Annotated in this window: 21 protein-coding genes; 10 read left to right on the forward strand and 11 right to left on the reverse strand. The window is 60.1% G+C overall.

From position 1 onward, the window contains the following. Positions 1-21: 21 nt before the first annotated feature. The 8 genes from AC0NID_RS29800 to AC0NID_RS29835 all read right to left on the reverse strand — a co-directional run bounded on the left by AC0NID_RS29800 (position 22) and on the right by AC0NID_RS29835 (position 9,878). Entirely contained in the window at positions 22-864 is an 843-nt protein-coding gene (locus AC0NID_RS29800) for a class I fructose-bisphosphate aldolase (RefSeq protein ID WP_473456986.1), read from the reverse strand. Next, on the reverse strand, positions 837-2,567 hold the full coding sequence (locus tag AC0NID_RS29805) for a glycerol-3-phosphate dehydrogenase/oxidase (RefSeq protein ID WP_473456984.1): 1,731 nt from the start codon (positions 2,565-2,567) through the stop codon (positions 837-839). Before AC0NID_RS29805 ends, AC0NID_RS29800 begins: the two co-directional genes overlap by 28 nt. An 18-nt stretch (positions 2,568-2,585) precedes the next feature. Next, the gene (locus AC0NID_RS29810) at positions 2,586-3,581 is read right to left on the reverse strand and encodes an aldo/keto reductase (protein WP_473456982.1); all 996 of its coding nucleotides are present in this window, start codon (positions 3,579-3,581) and stop codon (positions 2,586-2,588) included. Further along, positions 3,578-4,558, reverse strand: a complete 981-nt coding sequence (locus tag AC0NID_RS29815; RefSeq protein WP_473456980.1) for a sugar-binding transcriptional regulator — start codon at positions 4,556-4,558, stop codon at positions 3,578-3,580. The genes AC0NID_RS29810 and AC0NID_RS29815 overlap by 4 nt, the downstream gene beginning before the upstream one ends. Before the next feature lie 29 nt (positions 4,559-4,587). Further along, positions 4,588-5,577 (reverse strand): ABC transporter permease, encoded by a 990-nt coding sequence (locus AC0NID_RS29820; protein WP_473456978.1) that lies wholly within the window; start codon positions 5,575-5,577, stop codon positions 4,588-4,590. A gap of 19 nt (positions 5,578-5,596) precedes the next feature. Further along, on the reverse strand, positions 5,597-7,138 hold the full coding sequence (locus AC0NID_RS29825; protein WP_473456976.1) for a sugar ABC transporter ATP-binding protein: 1,542 nt from the start codon (positions 7,136-7,138) through the stop codon (positions 5,597-5,599). A gap of 85 nt (positions 7,139-7,223) precedes the next feature. After that, the gene (locus AC0NID_RS29830; protein ID WP_473456974.1) at positions 7,224-8,255 is read right to left on the reverse strand and encodes a substrate-binding domain-containing protein; all 1,032 of its coding nucleotides are present in this window, start codon (positions 8,253-8,255) and stop codon (positions 7,224-7,226) included. Between the two features lie 279 nt (positions 8,256-8,534). Then, complete coding sequence (locus AC0NID_RS29835; RefSeq protein ID WP_473456972.1) at positions 8,535-9,878, reverse strand: SGNH/GDSL hydrolase family protein; 1,344 nt, start codon at positions 9,876-9,878, stop codon at positions 8,535-8,537. Positions 9,879-10,110: 232 nt separating this feature from the next. Between AC0NID_RS29835 and AC0NID_RS29840 the strand changes: the two genes are divergently transcribed. Next, positions 10,111-10,236: a hypothetical protein gene (locus AC0NID_RS29840; RefSeq protein WP_473456970.1), complete on the forward strand. Its 126-nt coding sequence runs from the start codon at positions 10,111-10,113 to the stop codon at positions 10,234-10,236. A gap of 554 nt (positions 10,237-10,790) precedes the next feature. Here AC0NID_RS29840 and AC0NID_RS29845 read toward each other — a convergent pair. Further along, positions 10,791-11,888 (reverse strand): nucleotidyltransferase family protein, encoded by a 1,098-nt coding sequence (locus tag AC0NID_RS29845; protein ID WP_473456968.1) that lies wholly within the window; start codon positions 11,886-11,888, stop codon positions 10,791-10,793. A gap of 563 nt (positions 11,889-12,451) precedes the next feature. On the opposite strand from AC0NID_RS29845, the gene AC0NID_RS29850 reads away from it, so the two are divergent. From AC0NID_RS29850 to AC0NID_RS29885, 8 genes are all read left to right on the forward strand, one after another. Then, positions 12,452-13,867: a DUF1254 domain-containing protein gene (locus AC0NID_RS29850; protein WP_473456966.1), complete on the forward strand. Its 1,416-nt coding sequence runs from the start codon at positions 12,452-12,454 to the stop codon at positions 13,865-13,867. A gap of 16 nt (positions 13,868-13,883) precedes the next feature. Beyond that, entirely contained in the window at positions 13,884-14,912 is a 1,029-nt protein-coding gene (locus tag AC0NID_RS29855; RefSeq protein WP_473456964.1) for a DUF1254 domain-containing protein, read from the forward strand. A gap of 207 nt (positions 14,913-15,119) precedes the next feature. Next, the gene (locus AC0NID_RS29860) at positions 15,120-15,881 is read left to right on the forward strand and encodes an IS5 family transposase (RefSeq protein WP_473456962.1); all 762 of its coding nucleotides are present in this window, start codon (positions 15,120-15,122) and stop codon (positions 15,879-15,881) included. Between the two features lie 604 nt (positions 15,882-16,485). Next, positions 16,486-17,205, forward strand: coding sequence for a DUF4956 domain-containing protein (locus AC0NID_RS29865; protein ID WP_473456960.1), 720 nt, complete (start codon positions 16,486-16,488; stop codon positions 17,203-17,205). After that, complete coding sequence (locus AC0NID_RS29870; protein ID WP_473456958.1) at positions 17,183-17,986, forward strand: polyphosphate polymerase domain-containing protein; 804 nt, start codon at positions 17,183-17,185, stop codon at positions 17,984-17,986. The genes AC0NID_RS29865 and AC0NID_RS29870 overlap by 23 nt, the downstream gene beginning before the upstream one ends. Positions 17,987-18,039: 53 nt before the next feature. Beyond that, complete coding sequence (locus tag AC0NID_RS29875; RefSeq protein ID WP_473522318.1) at positions 18,040-18,948, forward strand: esterase-like activity of phytase family protein; 909 nt, start codon at positions 18,040-18,042, stop codon at positions 18,946-18,948. 206 nt (positions 18,949-19,154) lie between these two features. After that, a complete protein-coding gene (locus AC0NID_RS29880) occupies positions 19,155-20,816 on the forward strand; it encodes a sensor histidine kinase (protein WP_473456956.1) in 1,662 nt (553 codons plus the stop codon). A 124-nt stretch (positions 20,817-20,940) separates the two neighbouring features. Continuing rightward, a complete protein-coding gene (locus AC0NID_RS29885) occupies positions 20,941-21,615 on the forward strand; it encodes a response regulator transcription factor (RefSeq protein ID WP_473456954.1) in 675 nt (224 codons plus the stop codon). A 407-nt stretch (positions 21,616-22,022) separates the two neighbouring features. Here the strand turns inward: AC0NID_RS29885 and AC0NID_RS29890 are convergent, their stop codons facing one another. Then, positions 22,023-22,208, reverse strand: coding sequence for a hypothetical protein (locus AC0NID_RS29890; RefSeq protein ID WP_473456952.1), 186 nt, complete (start codon positions 22,206-22,208; stop codon positions 22,023-22,025). 188 nt (positions 22,209-22,396) lie between these two features. Between AC0NID_RS29890 and AC0NID_RS29895 the strand changes: the two genes are divergently transcribed. After that, the gene (locus AC0NID_RS29895) at positions 22,397-23,110 is read left to right on the forward strand and encodes a DUF6065 family protein (RefSeq protein WP_473456950.1); all 714 of its coding nucleotides are present in this window, start codon (positions 22,397-22,399) and stop codon (positions 23,108-23,110) included. Between the two features lie 103 nt (positions 23,111-23,213). Here the strand turns inward: AC0NID_RS29895 and AC0NID_RS29900 are convergent. Beyond that, positions 23,214-24,157, reverse strand: a protein-coding gene (locus AC0NID_RS29900) for an IS630 family transposase (RefSeq protein WP_473529920.1) whose coding sequence is annotated in 2 segments (ribosomal slippage) — positions 23,214-23,821 and positions 23,821-24,157 — 945 coding nt in all. Because the reading frame shifts where the segments join, the coding sequence is not laid out codon by codon here. Between the last annotated feature and the right edge of the window lie 181 nt (positions 24,158-24,338).

A 24,338-nucleotide genomic window follows, 5' to 3' on the forward strand; every position in this document is an offset into this window, starting at 1 on the left:
CTCCTCCCAAGCTGCCAAGGGTTACTCTTGTCGGTAGAGCTCCCAAGCCGCCGCGCCGTCCGCATTCTCATGGATGATCGCCATCAATCCTCTCACGACGGCACGAGGGTTGGCATGCTGGTATATGTTGCGGCCATAGACCATGCCTGCCGCGCCTTGCGCCATCAGCGCCGCCGACTTTTCGAAGACGGCGCGCAGATCCTCCCTGCCCCCGCCGCGCACAAGCACCGGACAGCGCGCCGCCGCCACGACCCGGTGGAAATCGTTCGGATCGGTGGTCGGATCCGCCTTGATGATGTCGGCGCCCATCTCGCTGGCGAGCCGGGTCAGGGTGACGATCTTTTCGGGGTCGCCGTCGACCATGTAACCACCGCGCTCCGAGTTGGGCAGCATAGCCAGCGGCTCGATCATCAGCGGCAAGCCGTATTTTTCGCAGTCGGCGCGAACGCGGGCAATGTTGTGAACGCATTGCCGGAACAGGTCCGGCTCATCGGGCAGCATGAATAGATTGACGACCACGCAGGCCGCATCCATTTCCAGCGCGCCGATCAGCGGCTCGGCTTCGTTCTGCAGGATGGCCCACATCGAGCGATGTCGGGTTTTGTTATATGGATTGCCCATGTCTATGCGCATGACCAATGCTGGCTTGTCCTTGCCAGGCAAGGATTGCAGCAGATCGGCCTGGCCATAGTTCATCTGAATGGCGTCCGGTCCCGCGGCGACGAGCTGGGCGACAACGCCGGCCATGTCTTCGAGCCCTTCCAGAAACGACGGCTCGTTGCACACGCCATGGTCGATTGCGACGTCGAGACAGCGCGCTTCACCGAACAACCGGTTCATGCGGACTTTCTTGCTGATGCGCATTCGGCGCTCCTTCCTTCGACTTTTCGGGATTCGAGATCGACGCCGTGCCGGCGTTGCAACAGGGCGAGGAAATCGGTGCGCTCGATTGCCTTGCGCGCGCCGTTCCAGTTCTTTTCGACAGCGAGAATATCGAGAACCGCATCGAGAAGATCGCTCGAGAGAGCTCCGGTAATGGCGATCGTCGTGCGGCGGAGCATAAGGTCCTCCAGCTGCTCGACAAATTCATTGGCGATGAGATATTGGATCTCCCGGGCCGAGTAGTCGCCGCCGGGCAAGAGTTCGTCATGTCCCGCTGCCATATAGGCGGCGACGGCATCCGCCACGGTGCCGTAGCGCTCAAAGAGGCTCCGCATCCGGTCAAGCGACAGACCGTGCGCCGCCGCGCGATCTGCGCACCATTTTGCGGGGGCAACGGGAAAATGCCGGCCGCCGCCGATCGGCATGTTTTCAGTGCCGACGATGCGCTGGCGGCACAATCGCTCAAGCACGATATCGGCTGCCAGTTCGCCGAACGATCGGAAGGTTGTCCACTTCCCGCCGATCATGCACAGCGTCGGCGGCAATGTACCGGCGCCCTCGACAAGCTCGCAGAAATGATCGCGGGGAATGCGCCCGGTAAAGCTGTCTTGGCTTATCGGTAGCGGCCTGACCCCGGTGAACTGATAGACGATGTCGGTATCGGCGATGTCGATCTTGGGAAACACGAAGGACAGGGACTGCAGGATGTATTGGCGCTCGTCTTCCATGCAGCACGCCTGGTCGGGATCGTCGAAACGGATGTCCGTCGAGCCGACCAGCACGTTGCCGAGATAGGGGAACAGGATGCAGATCCGGCCGTCCTCGTTCTCGTAGTAGATCATGTGACCGTCGAGCGCCTCATGAAGCTCGCGATTGTCGACGACCAGATGCGAACCCTTGGTGCCGCCCATAAGCTTTGGCGCAATGGCTCCGATCGCCAAATTGGTCAGGTCGATCCAGCCGCCTGTGGCGTTGACTACGAGCCGCGGCGTCACGGCGATGGTGTCGCCAGACAGTCCGTCGTTAAGCATCAGGCCTGCGTCGCCGAGCGATACGCGTGCATAGTTGAGCGCTCGCGCGGATGGTTTGTCCTGCATGGTGTCGCGCAGCATTTCGGTACCCACCCGCTCGGGGTGGCTGACCCAGGCATCATAGTATGTCGCCGAATTGCGAACAGCTGGATTGATTGCCGGCCAGACCTTGAGCGTTTCAGCGCGGCTCCTGAATTTGTGCGTCGGGACGATACGCCGCGGGGCGGTGAAGAAGTCATACATCGCAAGGCCGGTCTTGATGACCAACGCGCCGCGCCGGCCTGGGCGACGGCTTAATCCAAGGAAGCGGAATGCGCCATTTGCTATGCCTGAGAACAGGTCGAAGATAGGCACCGTGGTCGGCAGCGGCGCGACGTAGTGCGGCGCGTTCTTCAACAGCCGATCGCGTTCGAGCAGAGATTCGCGGACCAGCTTGAACTCGCCGTTTTCAAGGTAGCGCAAGCCGCCATGCACCATGCGTGAGAGGGCTGCGCTGGCGCCGGAACAATAATCGCCCTTTTCGGCAAGCAGCACATCGATGCCCTGCAAGGCGAGTTCGCGAAATACGCTGATGCCGTTGATGCCGCCGCCTATGACGAGCACGTCAACAGCGGGGTTATCGCGCAAGCCGGCGATCGTCTGGATGCGATTCATGTCAGGACGCGCTTTCGATCACGCATCGATCGCCACAAGATGCCCGGCCACCGCCGCATCGACGGCGCCCAGCTCGGAAGCACTCAGCGAAATCTCCCCTGCCCTGGCGTTGTCGACCGCCTGCTTCGCGCTCCGCGCCCCGCACAACGCGAAGGTGATGCCGGGCTGCGCCAGCGTCCAGGCGATGACGATCTGCGCCATGGTTGCCTGGTGGGCCTGCGCGAGCGGGTTCAGGGCATGCTTCAAAGCGGCCACCTTGCGCCGGTTGGCCTGGGAGAAGCGGGGATTGTCTTTGCGCTGGTCATCGCCGCTGAACTCACGCGTCGGATCGATCGCGCCTGAAAGCAGGCCCAGCGCAAGCGAAGAGTAGCTCAGGACGGCGACTTGATGCTGGCGCGCGACCGGCAGCAATGTCTGCTCAATCTCGCGGTCCAGCATCGAATACCGTTCCTGGATCGCGTCGAGCTGGCCAGCTTCTATATACTGCTGCAGCTCGGCGGCGTTGAGGTTGCTTGCGCCGATGGCGCGGATCTTGCCAGCAGATTTGAGGCGTTCGAGCGCTTCCATCGTTTCGGCAATGGGGGTGGTCGGGTCCTGCCAATGGGTGATGTAGAGATCGATATGGTCGGTGCCGAGGCGCCTCAGGCTCTGCTCCACTTCATAAGCAATGCCGTCGGCGCCCAGATATCGGTTGACCGGCCTTCCGTCCTGATCGAAGAAGTAATTGCCCTTTTTCGAATGCCAGTTCAGGCCGCATTTGGTGGCGATGACCGCGCGCTCGCGCCGGCCCTTGATGGCCTTGCCGACGATCTCCTCGCTGCGGCCGAGACCGTAGGCCGGCGCGGTGTCGATGAGCGAGACCCCGGCATCGATGGACGCCTGGATCGCGGCGATCGATTCGGCTTCATCCGTGCCACCCCACATCCAGCCGCCGATGGCCCAGGTGCCGAGGCCCACTGCCGAAGCAACAACGCCGGACCTGCCGATGCGACGGGTGATCTGTCGAGAGTTCATGCTGCATTTCCTTCGGCGAGTTCGAGGATCTTCAAGCCAGTGGTTTCGTCGGTGACGAGGGTATCGAGGTGAGAACCGCGCATGGCACTGAGGATCGGGACCACCTTGCTTGCACCGCTTGCGACCCCGATCGACCGTGGAATGGTCGCGAACTCCTCGAGCGTCAGCGAAACGAGTGAGTGGTTGAGGCTGTAGTCCGCGAGCTTGCCGTTACTGTCTATGAGATGGGCGAGCAGCTCGCCGGCCGCGCCCGAGCGTTCGATAGCCAGCCGGTCGGCACTCGAGGACGGGTGCAGATCGTAGTAGCTCGAATCGTCGGTCAGGATGGAGCCGATGCCGACGACCGCAAGCGTTGCTTCCCGCGCCTTGCTAAAGACGTCCGAAACGGCCCGGACGCCCATCAACATGTCGCGTTGATCCGGGCTGTCAGCAAACAGCGGCGCGTGAATCTGATAGGCGCGCCCGCCGAGTTTGTCGGCCATCAGCGAGGCGACATGATTGACATCGGTGTAGTGCTTGCCCTGGACCAAGCCAGTCGCGGGAATGACCTCGACGTCGTAGCTGCGGCTCGGCTTGAGGCCGGCGACGACGGCGCTCACCCCCTTGCCCCCAGTAATGGAAATCGTATCGCCGTCCTTGATCGTCTCAAGCACCAGCCTGGCCGCGGCCTCGCCGACGCGCTGCAGCGCAGCCTGCGGATTATCCGAAACGAAAGGAACGACGACGGCCCTTTGGATTCCACCGAGCGCGACAAGACGGGCTTCGATGTCGACCAGTTGCTCGACCGGCGACTTGATCTTGATCTCGACAAGCCCGAGTTGATGGCCGCGTTTGATCAGACGATTGACGGTTGCATGCGAGATGCCGAGCTCCTTGGCGATTTCAGCCTGCGTCTTGGCTTCCATGTAATGAAGCACAAGCGCCTGATACATCTGGCGGACGATCGTGATATCGTCTCGCGAATTGGTTGGTGCCATGATGGGGTGCTCAACTCTCGCGCTGCGGCTCAGGATTTCCTGCTGTGCAGAAAGTGGTCAATCGATACCGCCGCAAGCAGGATGCATCCCTTGATCATATCCTGCCAATAGACGGAGACGTCGAGCAATATCAGCGAACTTGTAACGACCGAGAGCAGCGCCATGCCCAGTATGGCGCCGAAGATGGTACCCGAGCCGCCATTGAGCGATGCCCCGCCGATCACGGCCGCGGCGATGATGTTGAGCTCCATGCCCGCGCCGAAGGTCGGGGTCGCGGCGCCAAAGCGCGACATGTAGATGACGCCGGCAAAGCCCGCCAGGGTCGAGCAGAGAACCGTGACCCAGAATTTGACCTGCTTGGTCTTGATGCCCGAAAATTGGGCCGCCTTCTCGTTGCTGCCGGTATAGAACACCTTGCGGAAGGCGGTGGCGCGCCGAAGCAGTAAATCGAAGATGGCCACGACCACCACAAAGATGACGATGACATAAGGCACATTGCCGAAGCTGCCTTGGCCGATCGCCTTGAACCCGGGCGGCAGGGTGAACAGCGACAGCGGGGTTCCCTTGGTGATGACAAGGCAAAGACCGCGCACGATCACCATCGCCGCCAGCGATGTGATGAAGTGATTGAGCCCGATGACGGTCACGAAGAAGCCCATCGCCGCGCCGACCAGCGCGCTGGCAGCTATGCCGATGAGGCTCGCGGTCCACGGGTCCAGTCCCATCAGGAACAGCGCGCCTGACACGACCATGGAGAAGCAGACCACCGATCCGACGGAAAGGTCGATGCCGCCGACGATGAGGAGTATCGTCATGCCGACCACGACGATGCCTTCAATGGAGAAGCTCATCAGCATTGCCCGGAAATTTCCCCAAGTCAGGAAATGCGGCGAGGCGAATGTCATGGCGATGCAGAGCGCCAGCATGATTGCGATCAGCCCCGTCTCGCGCATTGACCCCAGCCGCAGCCGGCTGCGCCCGCCTAGCCCGGGGGCGCTTGCCTTGATCCCAGCGTCCATGAGGGTTCCTCCGGTCTGTCTAAGCGACATTGTGAGCCTGCCTTGCGCTTGACGGTAGCCGCCGGACATCCGAAGCCAGCAGCATGATCGCCTCTTCGCTCAATTCGTCCGCCCCGAGTTCGCCGACGATGGCGCCTTCGTGTATGACAAGCACCCGGTCGCTGAGGCCGATCAATTCCGGAAGCTCGGATGAAATCACGATGACGCCGACGCCCCGCTCGGCGAGATCGCGAAGCAGGCGATGAATTTCCACTTTGGCGCCAACATCGACACCGCGTGTCGGCTCGTCCAGAATGACCACCTTGGGACCGACCGAAAGCAGCCTGGCGATGGCTACCTTCTGCTGATTGCCACCACTGAGCGTCGACACCTTTGTCTCGATGCCGCCCATGCGCACACCGTGTCGCTCCACCAGCTCGGCGGCTTGCCTAGCCTCGGCGCGGCGATCGAGCAGCCCAAGGGGCGTGGTCAGTTTCCGAAGGTCCAGCGCGGAGATATTCGATGCAATCGAGAGGTCCAGGAACAGACCCGACGCCTTGCGGTCCTCAGACAGGTAGACCAGGCCGGCGCGCACGGCATCGCTGTAGGTCCTGATGCTGACCGGTTCGCCATTGAGTTCGACCGATCCCGACACTTTCGGGCGCAAGCCGCAGACGGTCTGGACCATCTCGCTGCGGCCGGCGCCAATCAGCCCGCCAATGCCAAGAATTTCGCCCGCACGAAGCGCGAAGCTGACACCGTCGCGACCTTGGCGATAGGAGAGATCTGTGACCGACAGCACGGAGCGGTCGGTGCGCCGTTCAGGCGAGAGCTTTTGCGGATAGAGCTGGGTGATTTCGCGCCCGACCATCTTGCGCACGACATCACTGGCAGTGACCGAAGCGACAAGATCGGTCGCTACATATCTGCCGTCACGAAAGACCGTGACACGGTCGCACAGGTTGAAGATCTCGGCCATGCGGTGGCTGATGTAGATAATTGAAATTCCGCGCGCCTTGAGATCGCGCACGATTGCGAAAAGGCGCTGCGCCTCGGTCTCGGTCAGGGCGGCTGTCGGCTCGTCGAGCATCAGCACCCGGCATTCGAGCGCCAGCGCCTTGGCGATTTCCACAAGCTGCTGGTTGGAAATCGAAAGGTCGGCGACCGGCATGTCGACCGGGATCGGCGCCAGCAGGTTCATGATCTTCTGCGCATCGGCGTAGAGCCGGCGAAAATTCATCAGCGGCGCGCGCCGATTGTTGATGGCCGCCATGAGAATATTCTCGGCGACAGTGGCATCCTGGCACAGCGCGATTTCCTGGTGGACGAGGCCTATGCCAAGCCGCTGCGCAGCCGATGGCGATGCGATGGTGACGTCCTTGCCGTCGAGGCGAATGGTGCCTTCGTCGGGTTGCACTATGCCGGCGATGATATTCATCAGCGTGGACTTGCCGGCGCCATTCTCGCCACAAAGCGCGTGAATTTCGCCCCGCCGCAGCGTGAAACCGACCCCCGTCAGCGCTTGGATGGCGCCGAAGGATTTCGAAATGTCGCGGATTTCAAGAATGGCGGCGGCAGTCACTGCGTCCCCCTGCAGCGTTGATATTGACGATCGCCCTGTCGACGGGGCGCGAGCGCCCCGTCCGGTTCGAGCATCTCAGAAGACCCTATTCCTCGATGCCTTTGGTGCCGCGCCGCTTGAGGTAGGCGTCCCAATAGAAATCGTCGGCATTGTCGGCAGTGACGATGGAAAAGCCGTTGTCGACGAAAGGCACGCCCATGCCGTTGAACCCCGACCGCCGGGCGTCGTTCATCGGATCGATCAGCTCGGGGTGCTTGGCCAGCCACAGCAGCATGAACCCCATGTAACCCTGCATGCCCTGGTTGGGGTTGACCGAGCCAAAGATTTCGCCGGCCTTGATCATGTCGAGGATCTTGGCATTGACGTCGGCCAGCATCACTCGGATCTTGCCGCCGCCCTCCTTCGCGGCCTGCGCGGCGCCGATTGCCGAGTTGGCTTCCGGCATGAACACTGCGCCCAGGTCGGGATGGGCCTGGGCGAGGCTGAGCACCGCCTGATAGGCCTTCGTCGCATCTTGGTTCGAGGCCGCGCGGCCGACGAGCTTCATCTCGGGCCATTTGGCTTCCATGCGGGCGATGAAGGCGGCGATGCGCTTGTCGTGATTATCCTGTCCGGGGTTCTCGAGCACCGCATATTCACCCTTGCCATCCATCGCCTTGGCAATTGCATCGGCGGCATAGGTGCCTTCGGCGACGTTGTCGGAGGTGATGTAGGACACGCGTTTGGAATTGGGCGAATCCGCGGCGAATGTGACCACTGCCGTTCCCTGTTCTATGGCCCGATTGATGGGCTCGATGAAGGGGTCGGAGTTCATCGGGTGCACCAGGATGCCGGCCGGCTTCTGAGCCAGCGCCTGGTCGAAGGTCGCTATCTGCTTATTCACATCGTATTCGGGCGTTCCGGTATATTCGGTCTCGCAACCGAACTGCTGGCCAGCCTGCTTGAACATCTCGTAGACCGGGAACCAATATTCGACCCCGGAAACCATGACGTTCATGACGTATTTTTCACCCGGCTCGCATTTGAACGGGTTGGCGGCCTGGGCTGCGGTGTGGCTGGCCGCCAACACAGCGGTGGTAGCTGCCGACATGGCAAGCATGCTCAAAAATTTGCGCAAGAGTCCTCCCCCGGCCGAAGCCTGGTCAATTGGGCGGCCGGACACTCGGGTGCCGCCGCTTGTGGTTGATGACACCGAACCTCCTCCCGAGGCTCAGCGGTTGATCATTCGCAGCAGTTCGCCCGACTGTCAATAAAATTCATTCACAGAAATATATTTCACATCTGCCTGTAGGACTTGGGCAGCATGCAAACCGGCGATCTGCAGGCCGGCACTCAGACAAAAGGGCGAACCGACCTCGCCGCGGTGCCTGAGCAGCGCGGCAAGGTCGGCAGCGGGCTATTTAGCTGGTGCCAACAGGAGCTCGAGATCGACCGCGTCCGCCATCGCCTTGTATCCCGCGTCGTTGGGATGGAGATTATCGCCGCAGTCGTAGTCGTCGCGCAGGTATCCCGGCTTGGCCGGGTCTTCCATCACCTTGTCGAAGTCGATCACGCCGTCAAAGCCGCCGCCGGTGCGGATCCATTCGTTAACCGCGGCGCGTATCTTTTCCTTCTCGGGTGTGTAGTACCCTTCGGTAGGCAGCCCTTTGAAGGTGTCGGCGAAAGGGGTCAACGTCGCACCCACGATGCGTACGCCATGGGCATGCGCGCGGTCGATGAGTTGTTTGTATCCGGTGATGATGTCTTCGGCGGTCGGTTCCTTGTCGTCCGGCGTGATTGCGTTTTCGCCGGGCCAGCCGATATCGTTGATGCCCATCATCACAACGATGGTCGAAACATTGGGATGGCTCAGGACATCAGAATCGAAACGTGCCAGAGCATTGACACCCATCCCGTCGGTCAACACGCGATTGCCCGAAAAAGCTTCGTTGACCACCGCGACCTTGCGGTTGGCCTCCTGCAAACGCTTGGCGACATGGTCGGGCCAGCGATTGTTGGCGTCGGGGGTCGAGCAATTCCCATCCGTGATGGAATCCCCGAAAAACACGACCGCCTGGGAATCCGGCGCGGCGTCAACCCATATATCGCTCAGGAAAAGGCGGGATTTGAGTGTGCTGTCAGCCTTGAACGCGGCGTCGTTTGTAAAATTGCCCGGGCCGGAGATGTAGGCGGTCTGCACACCATCCCAATGCACCGACGAGAGCGCCGTCTTCTTCGGCAGGAAGATGCTGACGGAGATGTCGGAAAGCGCTTTTGCCGGGAGGGCGACGGGGTCGCTGAGGATTGGGGCTCCCGGCGGAATGACCACGGAACTCTTGCCACCCCATGTGATCGGCTTCAGGGTCGCCTGTTCGACGGCGCCGTCCTTGGCTGCTATTGCTACGCTGCCGGCTCCGATGGTCAGCGGCTTGGCGCTGAAAGCGTTCGACAGGACGACCCGGACGCTGTTGCCTCCGACACTGATGCGGGCAACTTGGCGGACGGTCTGGTTCTCCAGCACCTCCGGCACTGCGAAAGGCGCAGGAAGATCATCCGACCAGCGCGGAGCAGGCGTGGCAGCCCAGGTGGTGATCCAGTTTCCGGTTTCGGCGCTCTGTGCCCCGAAACCAGCCATTGCTGAACCGGCTACCGCAGCCGCACATGCCAGGATGGCCTGACGTCGACGCGGTTTCCTCCCTGCTGCGGAAAAAAGCGCCGATGAAACTTCACCTGCAAAAATAAATGGCCTGTTGAGCCGCATTTTCATCTCCTCCTCGAGACATGCCTGTAATGCCGCCGCCGGCCTTATTATGACGGGCTGCATAGGAAATGAAATTAAACTTCCGTGGCGATGTCGGACCAGCGTCAGGAGCAAGATGTCCGGGGGTGGCACAGGGATGCCGCCGGAAAGCTGATCCGAGATGGTTGCCCGGAACCGGTCTCGGCAAGACACGTTGCTAGGTCAACGAATTCCACTGAAAAGGATCCGTGCCATGGCCAAAGATCTACCTCGCGAGGAAGAGCAACGCGGCACCCGAAGGGTCTTCATGTGGGGCGCCGTGATCGCCGCAGCGTTCTTTGTCGCCCTAATGATCATATTCATTCTCGGACCGTCCTGATCAGTCAGGCGGGAGCGTGCCTCTTGCCGGACGTAGCGCACACGGGCTCCTGAACATCATTAAACGGGCGTTCGACGATTCTGATGGCGCCACCCCGGATGCCCTCGACGCCGCTGAACAGGCGATCGACCAGGCCAAGCTTATTCGCTGTCGCGGCAAGAGGAAAACACGATGCTGCTTTCCTCGATGGTGATGACGATCCGGCTTCCCTCGCCAAACGCCACTCCAGGTTAACTGTCATTGAGGCCACTGGTAAACTCGGTTTGAGGATCGGAAACCCCACCCTCAGCCAGAAAATCCTTCTATTTTCAATTTCATAAGCCACCCTCCAGCAGCCCATAATTCTGGGCTCGTAAACCCCGTGAATGGCAGATATTTCCCGACATCACACCATGGTTCCACACTGCCTTTTAGCGATTTTTGGACATGGACGAATACACGGCGAACAGACCTCAACAGCTACGGTATACTCCCTCGTACCCGATCCTGATCAACGAGGGTCTTCCTCAATCCAAGCGATAAGGGGGGCTTGCGGGCCTCGCCCTTTTTGCTGACTACGACGTCACGGCCGGGTCGAAGCCGTCCAGCTCCTCGCCGATCTCGACAAGGGCCTTTCTGACTGTGTCCTCAACTTCCTGTCGTTTCTTCGGCGGCATCAGGCCCAGCCCCTTCAGCATCGCCTCGCGCCAGTGCTGCCCCCTCCCCCACGCTTCCGAGAACGCTGTTGCAAGGTCGTCCTTGCGCCGGGTCGCCTCCAGTGCCTCGACAAGGAGGCTGGCCTGATAGACATCTTTTTCGCGCTTGGCGACGCCGTTTGCATCTGATTGCCTGCGAGAGGCTACGATGAGCTTGTGAACTGCATACCGTTCCGGCGACGGCACGGTTACAGGCACCCCTGACCGATGCAGCATCACGGTCCGGATGGGCTCGTGGATCAGGAAATCGAGGAAACGCAAGGGCTGCGCCGAAGCTCCGCCCAGTGCCGGCATCGGACTAGCATGGTCGGTGCGGTCATCGGATCCCCGGTTCGGCGTAAGGAACTCGACCTTGTATCTCATTGCATTCTCGAATTGCGTCGTGTGTCCGGGATCCGATCTGTGGGGGATCTCCCTGAAGGTTGGGTCAATCTCTCTCAAGATTTCCAGGATCGGCGGCAGGCTGTCTTCGACTGACGACGAGATCGAGTAGTGCTGCGCGAAATCGGCATCGCCGGTTTGCAATGAAGCACCGGGCAACCTTACACCGAGATGTCCCGCATACGTCTGGAAGGCAACCGTACCAACGAGCACGCCTCTTAGGCGGAAGAGTCCTGCTGCTCCCATGGCTTCAACGACATCGCCAGTGAACCGATCGGGTGCAGTCAGCCCTGCTTCGCGAGTCAGCGTGGAGACGAGTTTCCGTCGGCTGCGGAGGTCTTCCTTAATCTCTTGGAAGGCTTCAACGCGTTTCGTGATCTCGGGGTCGTCGGACGGGCCGACATACTTCCGCGTTTTCTTGGGTTGGGTTTCCTCAAAATACCAATAGCCCCGCCCCTTCACCGGAACCCGGACGAAATTTCCTGCCGTGGAGAAGTCGGTTTCGAACGATGCATCAAGGCAGCGCTGAACGAGTTCCGCATACATCGTGCGATAAACGAGATCGACCGTCTTCATGCGTCGGCTCCGTTATAAGAAAAATGAGTTTCTCTTATAACGGCATAAACTCAAGCGATGCAAGCGACGTTATAAGAAAATTGCAGAGGTCTTATAACGCTGCCGCATCACCTGGGGTTCAAGCAGACTCCTCAGGCCGAGATGCAGCGACACCAGCTTTTTCCGCGCCATAGACAAGACCAGAGGAAGCTGGTTTGCACGGACTCACGGCTAGGCGAATACGGCTGATTAGGCCGTGAACTCATAAACACGTCTCGCGGTGGGCTGACGAGGGGCCGCTTTAGGCTTGAAGACTTCCGGAATGCGCAAAGGGCCGCCCTGAGTTTGCCCATCGAGTCATGGGAGGTTCGAGCAGCGGCATCGATCGATGCCGAACTGGCCTTCGCGGTCGACCATCAGCGCCAGCCACGCGCACTGCGTCGACTAACCATGGGGAGGAACAGTCGCAGGCCACCTCCGAGCATACCTGTCGGTTCCTTGCGGGACTAATACTTTCGGCTATGATTATGATCTTCCGCTGTTGCTTAAGCGCAGTGGATTGCCGCGAGATGAGGAGGCCGCTTATGTGGTGGTCGATTTCAAGAAGGTGCCTGCTGCTCAGCGCTGTGATCGTGTGCGCGGCATCGATCGGTCCGGAACGGGCCGCCGCCGCGGTATCGACGGAAGAAGCGCGCGCGATCGCGAAGGAAGCCTATGTCTGGGGCTTCCCGCTTGTTGACAGCTACCGCATCCAGCACTCGTATTTCGTAGACACTGGCAACCCCGAGTACAAGGGCGCATGGAACGAGATCCACAACACGGCGCGGGTCTACACGCCGGACGACAAGGCGATCCAGACCCCCAATTCGGACACTCCCTACTCCTTCGTCGGCGCGGATCTGAGGTCCGAGCCATTAGTGCTGACGGTGCCTAAGGTCGACAAGGAGCGGTACTACTCGCTGCAGTTCATCGACATGTACACGTTCAACTTCGCCTATGTTGGCAGCCGCGCAACTGGTAACGACGCAGGAAACTTCCTCCTTGCGGGACCGAGCTGGAAAGGCCAAAAGCCGCCTGGAATCAAGGAGGTGATCCAATCGGAAACAGACTTCGCGTTTGTACTCTACCGCACCCAGCTGCTCGGTCCGGGCGACATCGACAACGTCAAGAATATCCAGACCGGCTACAGGGTTCAGTCGCTCTCAGCCTTCCTCGGCCAGCCGGCTCCGCCGCCACTACCGGACATCGAATTCATCGATCCGTTGAGCCCGGCGGATCAGAAAACATCGTCCGCGTTTTTCAACCAGCTTAACTTCATCTTGCAGTTCTGCCCGACTCATCCCTCTGAGACCGAGCTCAGGGCGCGCTTCGCCCGGATCGGCATAGAGCCCGGCAAGGCGTTCGATGCGGCGGCGCTCTCGCCCGAGATGCGGAATGCGATTGAGGAAGGGATGGCGGACGCATGGGCGGAGTTCGAGAGCTACAAAAAGAGCGATATCGACGCCGGAAAGATTTCGAGCGCCGACGGTTTCGGCGCACGTGCGTTCCTCGGCGACCGCTACCTCGACCGCATGGCGAGCGCCGTGCTCGGTATTTACGGAAACTCGAAAGATGAGGCTATCTATCCCGCCTACTTCACCGACGCTGAAGGCCAGCCGACAGCCGGCGGAAACCGCTATACGTTGCGTTTCGGGCCGGATCAGCTGCCGCCGGTCAACTCCTTCTGGTCGCTGACCCTCTACGCACTTCCGGAGAGCCTGCTTTCGGCCAACAAACTCAACCGCTACCTGATCAACTCGCCAATGCTGCCGCAGTTGAAGAAGGACGCGGACGGCGGTCTGACGCTTCACATCCAGCACGAGTCGCCCGGTGCGGAAAACGAGGCCAACTGGCTGCCGACGCCCAGCGGTCCGTTCTTCATGATTATGCGTCTCTATTGGCCGAAGCCGGAAGCGCTGGATGGCAAGTGGAAGGCGCCGGCGCTTGTGCGGGCGCAGTGAACATCAGGAGGCAAACATGACGAACAGGGTGAGGTCAATTGTGCTTGTCGCAGCCATTTCGGCGCTGGCTTTGCAAACCGCGAGAGCGGCCGACGTTGAGCCGGTGACGGTCGACAATTTTGTTCGCGCGGAGTCAGACCTCTATCTGGGCGGAATTCTCAAGGAAAGCGGGACCATAGGTAAATTCCACCACAGTCGCGAGCCGGCGCCGATTGACGGCCAGACGGTCATTCGGCTGAACCGCGACACACTGTACTCGTCTGCCGTGTTCGATCTCGACGTTGGCCCGGTGACGATCACGCTGCCCGACGCGGGTGACCGCTTCATGTCCATGCAAGTGATCAGCGAAGACCACTATGTGCCGGAAGTGAACTATGGCGCAGGAAAATACACGCTCGACAAAGAGAAGGTAGGCACCCGCTATGTTGCCGTGGCTATCCGCACGCTTGTCGATCCCACCAAGCCCCAAGACCTTAAGGAGGTCCAGGCGCTGCAAGATCAGGTGATCGCAGAGCAGGCGAGTGTCGGAAGCTTCGAGGTGCCTAATTGGGATCCGGCGAGCCAAAAGAAGGTGCGCGATGCGCTCTTGATTCTCGGCTCCACAATACCCGACTTCAAGAGGGCGTTTGGCACCAAGGAGGAGGTCGACCCGATCCGGCACCTCATCGGGACCGCGGCGGCTTGGGGCGGCAATCCCGACAAGGACGCCATCTATCTCAATGTCTCGCCGCCCAACAATGACGGCACGACCGTTTACAAACTGCACGTCAAAGACGTGCCGGTCGACGAATTTTGGTCGATCAGCCTCTACAATGCCGAGGGCTACTACGAGAAGAACCCGAATGACGCGTACTCGCTCAACAACATCACCGCGAAGAAAAGCGAGGACGGCTCGATCGATGTCCAATTCGGCGGCTGCGACGGCAAGATCGCCAATTGCCTGCCGATTATGAAGGGCTGGAATTACACGGTGCGACTTTATCGTCCGCGCGCCGAGATCCTGGACAATAGCTGGACTTTTCCCGAACCGCAGCCTGCGCAATGATTGCGAGGGACATGAAGCGCTGGCGCGATTACCCGTTGATGGCATCTTAGTCGACCATCGGCAGCGTACGCTTGTGGGCAGGAATGCCCTTCGCAATCAATGTTTCCTAAGGGTCAATTTGCGACGTGAGTGAGCGCCGCGGTAAGGGGCCTTTGACCCCCAATCCGAAATTGTGATTCCAACTCCCGAAAAATCGGAGCACGAATCATGCGGTACGAACTGAGTACCAACGAATGGAGTGTCATTGCACCGATGCTCCCGAACAAGCCACGCGGCGTTCCCCGCGACGATGACCGTCGTGTGCTCAACGGTATATTCTGGGTCTTGCGATCAGGTGCGCCGTGGCGCGATCTTCCGGAGAGCTTTGGTCCTCATACCACCTGCTACAACCGCTTCGTTCGTTGGCGCCGGGCTGGTGTTTGGGATCAGATCATGGACGCCCTCGCCAAGGCTCATGACGCGGCGGTGCAGATGATCGATACGTCGGTTGTGCGCGTGCACCAGCACGGTGCCTGTATCGCGGACAATCGCGAGCAACACATGGGTCGTTCACGAGGCGGACTTACCAGCAAGATTCACGCGGTAGTGGACGCCGATGGTCTGCCAGTGCGCCTTGGCCTCACGCCAGGCGAGGCACACGACAATCGCCTTTGCTCGGTTCTCCTGGCGGAATTGCAACCCCGAACGACGTTGCTCGCAGATCGCGGATATGATGCGGACTGGATCAGGGAGTTCGCGAGTCAGAAAGGTGCGTGGGCAAACATCCCTGCAAAACGAAATCGCAAGGGGCCGATCTGCTTCAGTCCATACCTCTACCGAGAGCGTAACCTGGTCGATCGCTTCTCCAACAAGATCAAGCAATGCCGGCGGATCGCCACCCGCTATGACAAGCTCGCTGCCAACTATCTCGCCTTCATCAAGCTAGCATCAATCCGGCTATGGCTGCGCGCTTATGAGTCCACGCCCTAGCGAGCACATTAACTTCGCGATTGAACCAATTCCACACTGCCTTTTTATCCGACTTTGACAATGGTCCGTCTGACGAACGGTCTTCCGCTGCATTCGAGAGGGCAGTTCCGCCCCTTCCAGACCAACGGAAGTAACGGCCGCATTGGGCATGGCGCTGGTTCCTGGCTGGTGGTCTAGGACCAGGCGCTGGATTCCCGTTAGTCCGGCTCGTCACCGCCGGGGCCTCTGCCCTGCAGCCCGTGCCGTTCTTGCGGGAGAAGACAATGCCGCAACAAAGGGGACCAGGCTTTCGAATTGCTGCCGATCCTCCGGTTGAGACGCGAAACCGTTTGCATCGCAGCGTCCCACCGTCGGAATCCGACAGATCAGCCATTAGTCCGTGGTATCCAGACGCCGGCTCTTACCAGACTCTAACCTGAAGTTTGCTAAACTCTAACCCGAGGTGCCCCAAAATCTAGCCAGACTCCCGCGAAGCTTTAGCCGGCTAGCTTCATAAAACTGTCGTCTGATTGTCACACTTGCGAATGCGTTCCGACCGGTCGTTGATCCCAACTCTCAAGCGACGCCGCCGCCGCATTCCGCAGTTTCTGACTTTCCGACAGGAATGGGGGCGGGACTGTCCGTTGTCAATTCAGCGCCGCTTATGGCGTCACGAGAAGCAGGAGCTGAAAATGTACCCCGTTCCACTTATCCCGGCAGCATCGCCGGCCGCGCCGATGGCGAAAACGCGATGAACTCCTTTTTCGCGCAAGCCCTTCAGGACCCGCTGGCGGCTCAGGCGATCAGGTTCGCGCTGAACCTCATTGGAATGACGCTTCTTACCTTCGGCATGTATTACCGGCGCTACCGGGACAAGGAGCTGGTGACGGCGGCCGCGTTGTTCAACATCTTCGTTTTTGCAGTGCTTACTGTCTTGTCTTCGGTGAATTTCAGCGTTGCAGCGGGCTTTGGCCTGTTTGCCATCCTGGCGCTTTTCACACTGCGCTCGGAGCCGCTCAGCAAAACCGAGATGACCTACTTCTTCGGCAGCGTCGCCATCGCAGTCATCTCTTCTGTGCAAGGAACGACGCTGCCTTTTGCGGCGATGATCGTTCTGTTCGTGCTCGTCGGCGCTTACGTCATCGATCATCCGAAGATGCTGCAATCAGTCAGCGGAGCGAAGGTGACGCTCGACAAAATCCACCTGACACTGCTGTCGGACCCCGAAGCAATGCGCGCCGAACTCTCGGAGCGGCTGGGGGTCGCAGTGTTGTCTTATCAGGTTCTCCAACTCGACTACATCACGGAAATGGCGAGGCTCAATGTCTTTTACGGCAAACACTGACGCCCGGCTGGAGCGGGTTTTCGACCCGATCAGTCTCGCTATCCTCAACTCCAAGGCAGAGATGCTGGAGCGTCTGGACAACAAATATGTCGTTGGCGCGGACATATTGCATCGCGCCGCCGCGGAACTGGCACGGCACTTCGATATTCTGGAAATCAAGGGCCGCCGGGCTTTCACCTACGAAACCTGCTACTTCGATAATTCAGACCGGCGCAGCTATTTCGACCACCATCAGGGCCGGCGCCAGCGCGCGAAAGTCCGGATCCGGAAGTATATCGATGCAGGGCTTTGTTTCGTTGAGGTGAAGCTCAAGGACAAGCGCGGCGCCACGATCAAGAAACGGCTGCCTTACGAAGCCGGCAAGTTCGGAATTCTCGACGAGACCGCACTCGCCTACGTCAATGGTGTTTATCTCGACCAGTATCGCCAGGAATTCCCATACGAGCTCTCACGGGTCCTCGACATGCGCTATGTCCGCATGACGCTGGTAGCGAAGGAAGGCGGCGAGCGGATGACGATCGACAGCGGAATGCGGTTTTTTGCCCCCGGCTCGTCGCACGCGATCAACGACGACCACTTCATCCTTGAAACGAAATCCGCCAATGCCAACGGGATAGCCGATCGCATCCTGCGCGCAATGCACCAGCATCCCACCAAGCATTGCTCGAAATATTGCACCGGCATCGCCATCCTCGATCAGGGAACGCGGCACAACAAGTTTCTTCCCGCCCTTCGCAAGCTCGGGAGCGTGCCCGCGCCGCAAAGAGAGTTGTTCGCATGAATGATCGAAACGGAATTCGCCGCATGTTCAGCCGCCTTGCGCGGGCGTCGATAATGCTTGCCGCAGCCGCCGTGACCACGTCGGATGCGCTCGCAGCGACAAACCTTGAAGCCTTGGACAGCATGGAAATCCCTGCGGAGGGCGCAAACGGCGTCAAGATTGCGGAGTTTTCCGGCTTGGCCTGGGATGAGGATGAGCAACTTCTCTACGCCGTTTCCGACGGCGGTGTCCTTCATCACTTTCGCATTCGGCTGGACGGGTCGCGCATTGCAGAAATTCAATCGGTCTTCTCTGCTCCGCTGGCAACGAAGGCTGGCGCGGGCTCCGGGAAGGCTGCCACCAATGCGGAGGGCCTTGCCACTGTCAATGGTGACAATGGCAAGCAGTCCGATACCGAGTTGCTGATCGCGTTTGAAGACGGGCCTGCGATTGCCCGCTTCACGCCACGGGGCGAGCGGATCGACGATATAGCGCTGCCTGGCCCACTGGCTGACGAGAAGCAGTACAGCAAGAAGAACAGCCGCCTGGAGGCGGTGGCGTTCGACGAACGCCATGGCATGCTGAGCGCGCCGGAACGCCCCCTGCGAGGCCAGCCGGAGGACCGTCACACACTTTTTGCGGCTGACGGAACGACATGGTCGTTCGGGGCTTTCCAGTCGGACAGCAGGCTCAAGGCGATCCAGAACCTCCCGGACGGCAATCTCCTGATCCTGGAGCGGACCCGCGAAGAAAAGGGCGGCGCACCAACAGCGCGGCTGCGCTATCTCGACTTCAGCAAGTGCACCTCAAAACGGGAATGCCAGCTTGCCGACCTTTCAGCCGAGCCCGACCCGATGCTGGTCGACAATTTTGAAGGAATGGCCCGACTTTCGGACGATCTGTTTCTCATCGTCACCGACAAGACAAGGAAAGACGCCGAACCGACGACCTTCGTCCTGTTCCGGGTTAAGGCGACGCCATGAAGTTGTGGCATTCGGGCGAGCCAAGTTCTCACCAATTTCTAACCTGAATCTCCCTCATCCTTAATTGCCGGTCCCGTATGATCGGTTCGTGCTACAAAGGCGCCGAGCAATATTTTGCCGACCCGCGAGCCGATTGCACGAAGGCTGGTATCCTGGCCACGTGCGTGAACCCGATCGGTTTCGGGTTCTCAACCCGATGGACACCGATGGGTATCAGGTCTCGCATTCTTCTTTTTCAGCTCATCGTCGTGGCGTCAGTCGTAGTGATGGCCGCTATCGTCTACATCACCATCCGCTCGACGACCTATTACATGGAGCGCGTTCAGTGGGCCAACAACCAGTTGGAAGCTGTCACGGCGCTTACCGTCAACGCCAATCGATATTCCGAGCAGATCGCCGAGTTCCTGTTGATTGGCGAACCGGAGCGCCCCGACTACGACAGCGCCAGCGCCGAACTCGAGGTGGGATTCGATGCGCTCGAGAAGCTGACCAGGGGCGAGGCCGAGTTCCTGGTGGGCAGCAGCGAACAAGAGGACGGCGGCGACGAGATCTTCCGCATCACGCGGATGCGCGCTCTCTATGGAGAAATCAGCAAAGCGACCGCCAAGGCAATCGAACTGCGCAATCAGGGGCGGCAGGAAGATGCGGTCATGGTTTTTCGCCGTGACATCGAGAACCGTTTCGATGCCGAATTCGAAAACATTTTGGAGGCCGCGAGGCGCGATGAAGCGGAAGAGGTCGCGCGCGCTGAGCTTCAGGCGGAAGCATTGTGGCGACGCCTGACGTGGATCACAGCGGGGCTTGCGCTCGCTGCGGTGGTCCTCTGTTTCGTCGCTGCTTTCCTTCTCACCCGATCGCTGATGCGCCCGATTGGCCTTCTGACCCAAGGCGCCGAGACGATCGGGCGGGGTGAACTCGACCACCGGATCGGCTACGACAGCCGCGACGAGCTCGGCGCGCTTGCGCGACGTTTCAACACGATGGCAGCCAATCAGGAGGACCAACGCAAACGGCTGCTTGACGCGCGAGCGGATCTCGAGAGGCAAGTCGCCGCGCGTACGGCCGAACTTGCCGCGGCGAACCAGCGGCTGACCGACCTCGATCGGTTGCGGGTTCAGTTCCTCGCCGACATCAGCCATGAGCTGCGCACCCCGCTCACGGCACTCCGCGGCGAGGCGGAAATCCCTCTGCGCCACGGTTCAAAGCCCGAGGCAGTCTACCGCGACGCGCTTGAGCGGATCGTCACCCAAAGCCTGGAGATGAGCCGGCTCGTCGACGATTTGGTTTTCCTGTCCCGCTCGGAAACCGATACGATCCGCTTCGAGCCCCGTCGAACGGACCTCGTGAGCATCGTCGCCGATGCAGTCCACGACGGCGAAATCCTCGCGCGCGCCAACGCCATTGCGATCAAGGCGGACTACAGGGCCGATCAGATCTGGGTTACTGCCGACGCGCAGCAACTTAAGCAGGGGCTCGTCATACTTCTGGACAACGCCATAAAATACTCACCGCGCGGACGGCCGGTGAACTTAAGCATGACCGTTTCGGATGGGCATGCGCAGATTACGATACGCGACAAGGGGCTGGGCATACCGGCCGAGGAAATACCAAAAGTGTTCGAGCGATTTTACCGCGGCCGAAGCCCGAGGACGTCGCGCCAGCCCGGAAGCGGCCTCGGCCTGGCGATCGCGAAATGGCTCATCGAAAAGCATCAGGGCGAGATTGCGCTGACGAGCGAGGTCGGGTCCTACACGGAGGTCGTGGTCCGCATTCCATGCGCTGACGCAGCCGCGTCTTCGGATGAGACCGTCGACGCCAGCGCGATTGTTTCGAGGAAGAAGGCTCATGCGAAAACCAGCGCGGAATAAAGCAGAACCCGCGCCGTCCCAATATGCGTTCATTCATGCTACGCCGATAACGCAGCGACCGTGTCAATCTGAAAGCACGAAGTGCTCCGGCTCAGCGACAGGATCCCGGACGGAGGTGGTGTCAATGTCAAGAATTCTGCTGGTTGAGGATGACGATCGCATCGTGGGCTTTATCAAGCGGGGACTGGAAGCCGAGGGCTATCTGGTCGACCTGGCAAGCAATGGCGAGGATGCATTGGCGATGGTGCGCGAGACCGCCTATTCGCTAATCGTTCTCGACCGCCTGCTTCCCGGCATTGACGGGCTCCAGGTGTGCCGGATGCTGCAACGCGAACGGCGTGAGAATCTCATTTTGATGCTCACCGCAAAAGACAGCCTGCAGGACAAGGTTGAGGGGCTGAAGGGTGGCGCCGACGACTATCTGACCAAACCGTTCGCCTTCGACGAACTGATTGCGCGCATCGAAGCCCTGCTTCGACGGGGACCCGGCCCGGTCTCGGATCCGGTGCTGATAGTCGGTGACCTGACGCTCGACCCTGTTGCCAAAAGGGTTCGGCGCGGCGAGCGCGAGATCAGTCTGACGGCCAAGGAATTCCGGCTTCTAAACTATATGATGCTGCACGCCGGAGCCGTCATCAGCCGCACACGGCTGCTCAACAATGTCTGGGATCTGAGCTTTGACCCCGAAACAAAGGTGGTCGATGTGTACATACGCTATCTCCGCCGCAAGATCGACGGCGCGGAGGCAAACCCGCTCATCAAGACTGTGCGCGGCTTCGGCTACGTCATATCGGCCTGAGCGACGAACTTCGGGCATCGAGAGCTTCATCCGGTATGTGGCGGTCGCAGTTATCGATATTGTTGCACGGCTAACAAGATCAGAACTAAAGTAAGAGAACGGCGACAGTCAGGTTACAAGTTGGATAGAGGCGTTTTATTTCATTATTATTTCCAAATTTCTGCGTTATCTCATAGTTGTCGGGCGGTGGCGACTTCACCTTGTGACGATAACGGAGAAAGCATCATGAAACCCAATCACAAAACCGGCCGTATGATTGCCTTTGCGATCGCTGCCGCGACCGGAACAGCGGTATCAGGGGGGGCGCAAGCGGCCGTCGAGCCGCACACAATCGAGGCCGGCGGCATCAGGAGCATCGTGGGCGCGAAGCAGGCAGCGCCGAAGGCGCTCCCTGGAATGGTTCAGGCTCAGGAGAAATTGCTGCAGTTCGCCGGCAACAGCTCGTCGAACTCGAGTTCGAATGGGTCATCGAATTCCAGCTCGAATGGGTCATCCAATTCCAGCTCAAACGGCTCCTCGAACTCGAGTTCCAACAGTTCGTCCAATTCGAGCTCGAACAGCTCGTCGAACTCGAATTCGAACGGCTCGTCCAATTGGAGCTCCAACAGCTCGTCGAACTCCGGCTCCAACCGGTCGGCCCGGACCCTGCTTGACCTCCTGCGTTAACGCCAGTGACCGCGAAGAAACGAGGGGTCGGCTCTCTGGCCCCTCGTCGCACCGGACGACCCACGGTGAGCAAACCGGCTTCTCCGGCGATCACCCTTAGCTCCAGATGACAGCCATGCTGACACGCTTCAACAAGCCCTCGCCCAAGATCAGTTTTCTTTGTCAGCCCTCCGATATCGGCGTTATCGCCGAACCGCGGCCGGCCAAGTCGGTGCTGCCCGATTGGTTCCGAAAGATCGCGCCGATCGATCTGGAGCAAGTCGGCGCGCGCGACAACGGCATCACGATCAAGCGCTGCATGCCATTTCTGGACGCGCTCTCCACTGGCTGGATTATGCCACTCGCCGCGGAGGTGCGGCTGGAGATCAAGGACAGCGGGAAAACCGTCGATTACGGCTGGGAGTTCGACCGCACGATGGTCAGCAATCACAGCCCGCACCAGATCACGGGCCATCCCAGCATGCCACGGCCACCCTGCAAGTTCCACAATTACTGGGCGATCCGAACGGCGCCGGGATGGAGCTGTCTGTTCGTGCCTCCGCTCAACCGGCCGAACGGCGTCTTCGAGGCAGTCGCCGGCATCGTCGACACCGACAGCTATTCGGCGCACATCCACTTTCCCTTTTTCCCGATCGCCCCCGATGGCGTGCACATCATCGAAAAGGGTACGCCGCTGGTGCAGCTCATGCCGTTTCGTCGCGCCGACGCCTCGATCGAAAGCGAGATGCGCGCTGAGACAATGGAAGAGGCAGGCGAGCGGGAGCGCATCTATCGCAATACTATCGCCGGCTCGGGCTGGTATCGAAAGTTCGCTCGGGCCAAACGCTGAGACGAACCCAAGGGACCCAATTTGGAATTTCCGGGCCGCTGCTGTTTGAGCGGGCGACCGCCGTCGCCGCGCATACCCCCAGTCCGCCTAGAGCGGGATGAGATTACCTCCAGTCATATCCTGAGTTTGCGAAATAATTTGAGCACTCGACAGGTGTGACGCGGTTGAGAATCTGGCCGATGGCGTCGCAAACCGTTTCGACGGTCCGTTTTGCGGCCTTTCGCAGCCAGTGCTTGAGCTTGGCGAAGAGCTGTTCGATCGGATTGAGGTCGGGCGAGTATTTGGGCAGGAAGAAGAGCCTCGCGCCGGCGTTTCGGATCGCGCGGCGCACGGCCTTGCCTTTGTGACTGCCGAGATTGTCCATGACGACGATGTCGCCCGGACGAAGGGTCGGCGAGAGAACCTTCTCGACATAGAGGAGGAACCTCTCGCCGTTGATCGGCCCGTCGATGAGCCAAGGCGCGTCGACGCGATCCTGGCGTAGCGCTGCCAGGAAGGTCATTGTCTTCCAGTGGCCATTGGGAACTTTGGCCTTGATCCGCTGTCCGACCGGCGCCCAGCCCCTGAGCGGGGCCATGTTGGTCTTGGTCCAGGTCTCGTCGATGAACACCAGGCGGGCGGGGTCGATCCGGCCCTGATACTGAACCCACTGCGCCCGCCGGCGCGCCACATCGGGACGGTCCTGCTCGGCGGCGATCAGCGTCTTTTTTTATGCGACAGCCCCTCGGCGTGCACGAACTCCCACACCGAACGATAGTCGACCTTCAGGCCGCGCTCGCCAAGTTCGGCGACAAGCCCGCGCAAGGTGAAGGCCTTATCCCGGCAACGCTCGACCAGCCAGTCGCGCCACGCCCCCGATATCTTCTTCGGCTTATAGCCGCCGACCTGGCGGGGCTTGACGCTGCCGGTCTCCTCGAAAAGCTTCAGCCACTCGATCGCCGCGCTGTAGCTGACCCCAAAGCGAGCCGCCGCCGCACGCCGCGACATGCCCTCCTGCTTGACCGCTGCCACAACCCGTTCGCGAAGGTCCATCGAATATGATGCCATCCATGCTGGCCTCCTTCCCAGCATCGATGTTGAATCAGATCATTGCTGATTTGGGAATCCTACGACTCCTACAAATCCCATCCCGCTCTAGTCGCCAACGGAGAGGATCTATAGAACCACGCGAACGCCCAGTCCGTATCATTGACGAGTGGCGCAGAGTTGGCACGGGGCACTCACCCAC

The sequence above is a fragment of the Mesorhizobium sp. WSM4821 genome (assembly GCF_055901555.1).

What these genes read in the sequence shown, in the direction of transcription:
- AC0NID_RS29895 (WP_473456950.1), top strand. Translation starts at nt 22,397, where the DNA reads ATGCTGACACGCTTCAACAAGCCCTCGCCCAAGATCAGTTTTCTTTGT.
- AC0NID_RS29840 (WP_473456970.1), top strand. Translation starts at nt 10,111, where the DNA reads ATGGCCAAAGATCTACCTCGCGAGGAAGAGCAACGCGGCACCCGAAGG.
- AC0NID_RS29865 (WP_473456960.1), top strand. Translation starts at nt 16,486, where the DNA reads ATGGGGGCGGGACTGTCCGTTGTCAATTCAGCGCCGCTTATGGCGTCA.
- AC0NID_RS29885 (WP_473456954.1), top strand. Translation starts at nt 20,941, where the DNA reads ATGTCAAGAATTCTGCTGGTTGAGGATGACGATCGCATCGTGGGCTTT.
- AC0NID_RS29805 (WP_473456984.1), bottom strand. Translation starts at nt 2,567, where the DNA reads ATGAATCGCATCCAGACGATCGCCGGCTTGCGCGATAACCCCGCTGTT.
- AC0NID_RS29820 (WP_473456978.1), bottom strand. Translation starts at nt 5,577, where the DNA reads ATGGACGCTGGGATCAAGGCAAGCGCCCCCGGGCTAGGCGGGCGCAGC.
- AC0NID_RS29815 (WP_473456980.1), bottom strand. Translation starts at nt 4,558, where the DNA reads ATGGCACCAACCAATTCGCGAGACGATATCACGATCGTCCGCCAGATG.
- AC0NID_RS29855 (WP_473456964.1), top strand. Translation starts at nt 13,884, where the DNA reads ATGACGAACAGGGTGAGGTCAATTGTGCTTGTCGCAGCCATTTCGGCG.
- AC0NID_RS29800 (WP_473456986.1), bottom strand. Translation starts at nt 864, where the DNA reads ATGCGCATCAGCAAGAAAGTCCGCATGAACCGGTTGTTCGGTGAAGCG.
- AC0NID_RS29810 (WP_473456982.1), bottom strand. Translation starts at nt 3,581, where the DNA reads ATGAACTCTCGACAGATCACCCGTCGCATCGGCAGGTCCGGCGTTGTT.
- AC0NID_RS29835 (WP_473456972.1), bottom strand. Translation starts at nt 9,878, where the DNA reads ATGCGGCTCAACAGGCCATTTATTTTTGCAGGTGAAGTTTCATCGGCG.
- AC0NID_RS29860 (WP_473456962.1), top strand. Translation starts at nt 15,120, where the DNA reads ATGCGGTACGAACTGAGTACCAACGAATGGAGTGTCATTGCACCGATG.
- AC0NID_RS29845 (WP_473456968.1), bottom strand. Translation starts at nt 11,888, where the DNA reads ATGAAGACGGTCGATCTCGTTTATCGCACGATGTATGCGGAACTCGTT.
- AC0NID_RS29880 (WP_473456956.1), top strand. Translation starts at nt 19,155, where the DNA reads ATGGGTATCAGGTCTCGCATTCTTCTTTTTCAGCTCATCGTCGTGGCG.
- AC0NID_RS29850 (WP_473456966.1), top strand. Translation starts at nt 12,452, where the DNA reads ATGTGGTGGTCGATTTCAAGAAGGTGCCTGCTGCTCAGCGCTGTGATC.
- AC0NID_RS29875 (WP_473522318.1), top strand. Translation starts at nt 18,040, where the DNA reads ATGCTTGCCGCAGCCGCCGTGACCACGTCGGATGCGCTCGCAGCGACA.
- AC0NID_RS29870 (WP_473456958.1), top strand. Translation starts at nt 17,183, where the DNA reads ATGTCTTTTACGGCAAACACTGACGCCCGGCTGGAGCGGGTTTTCGAC.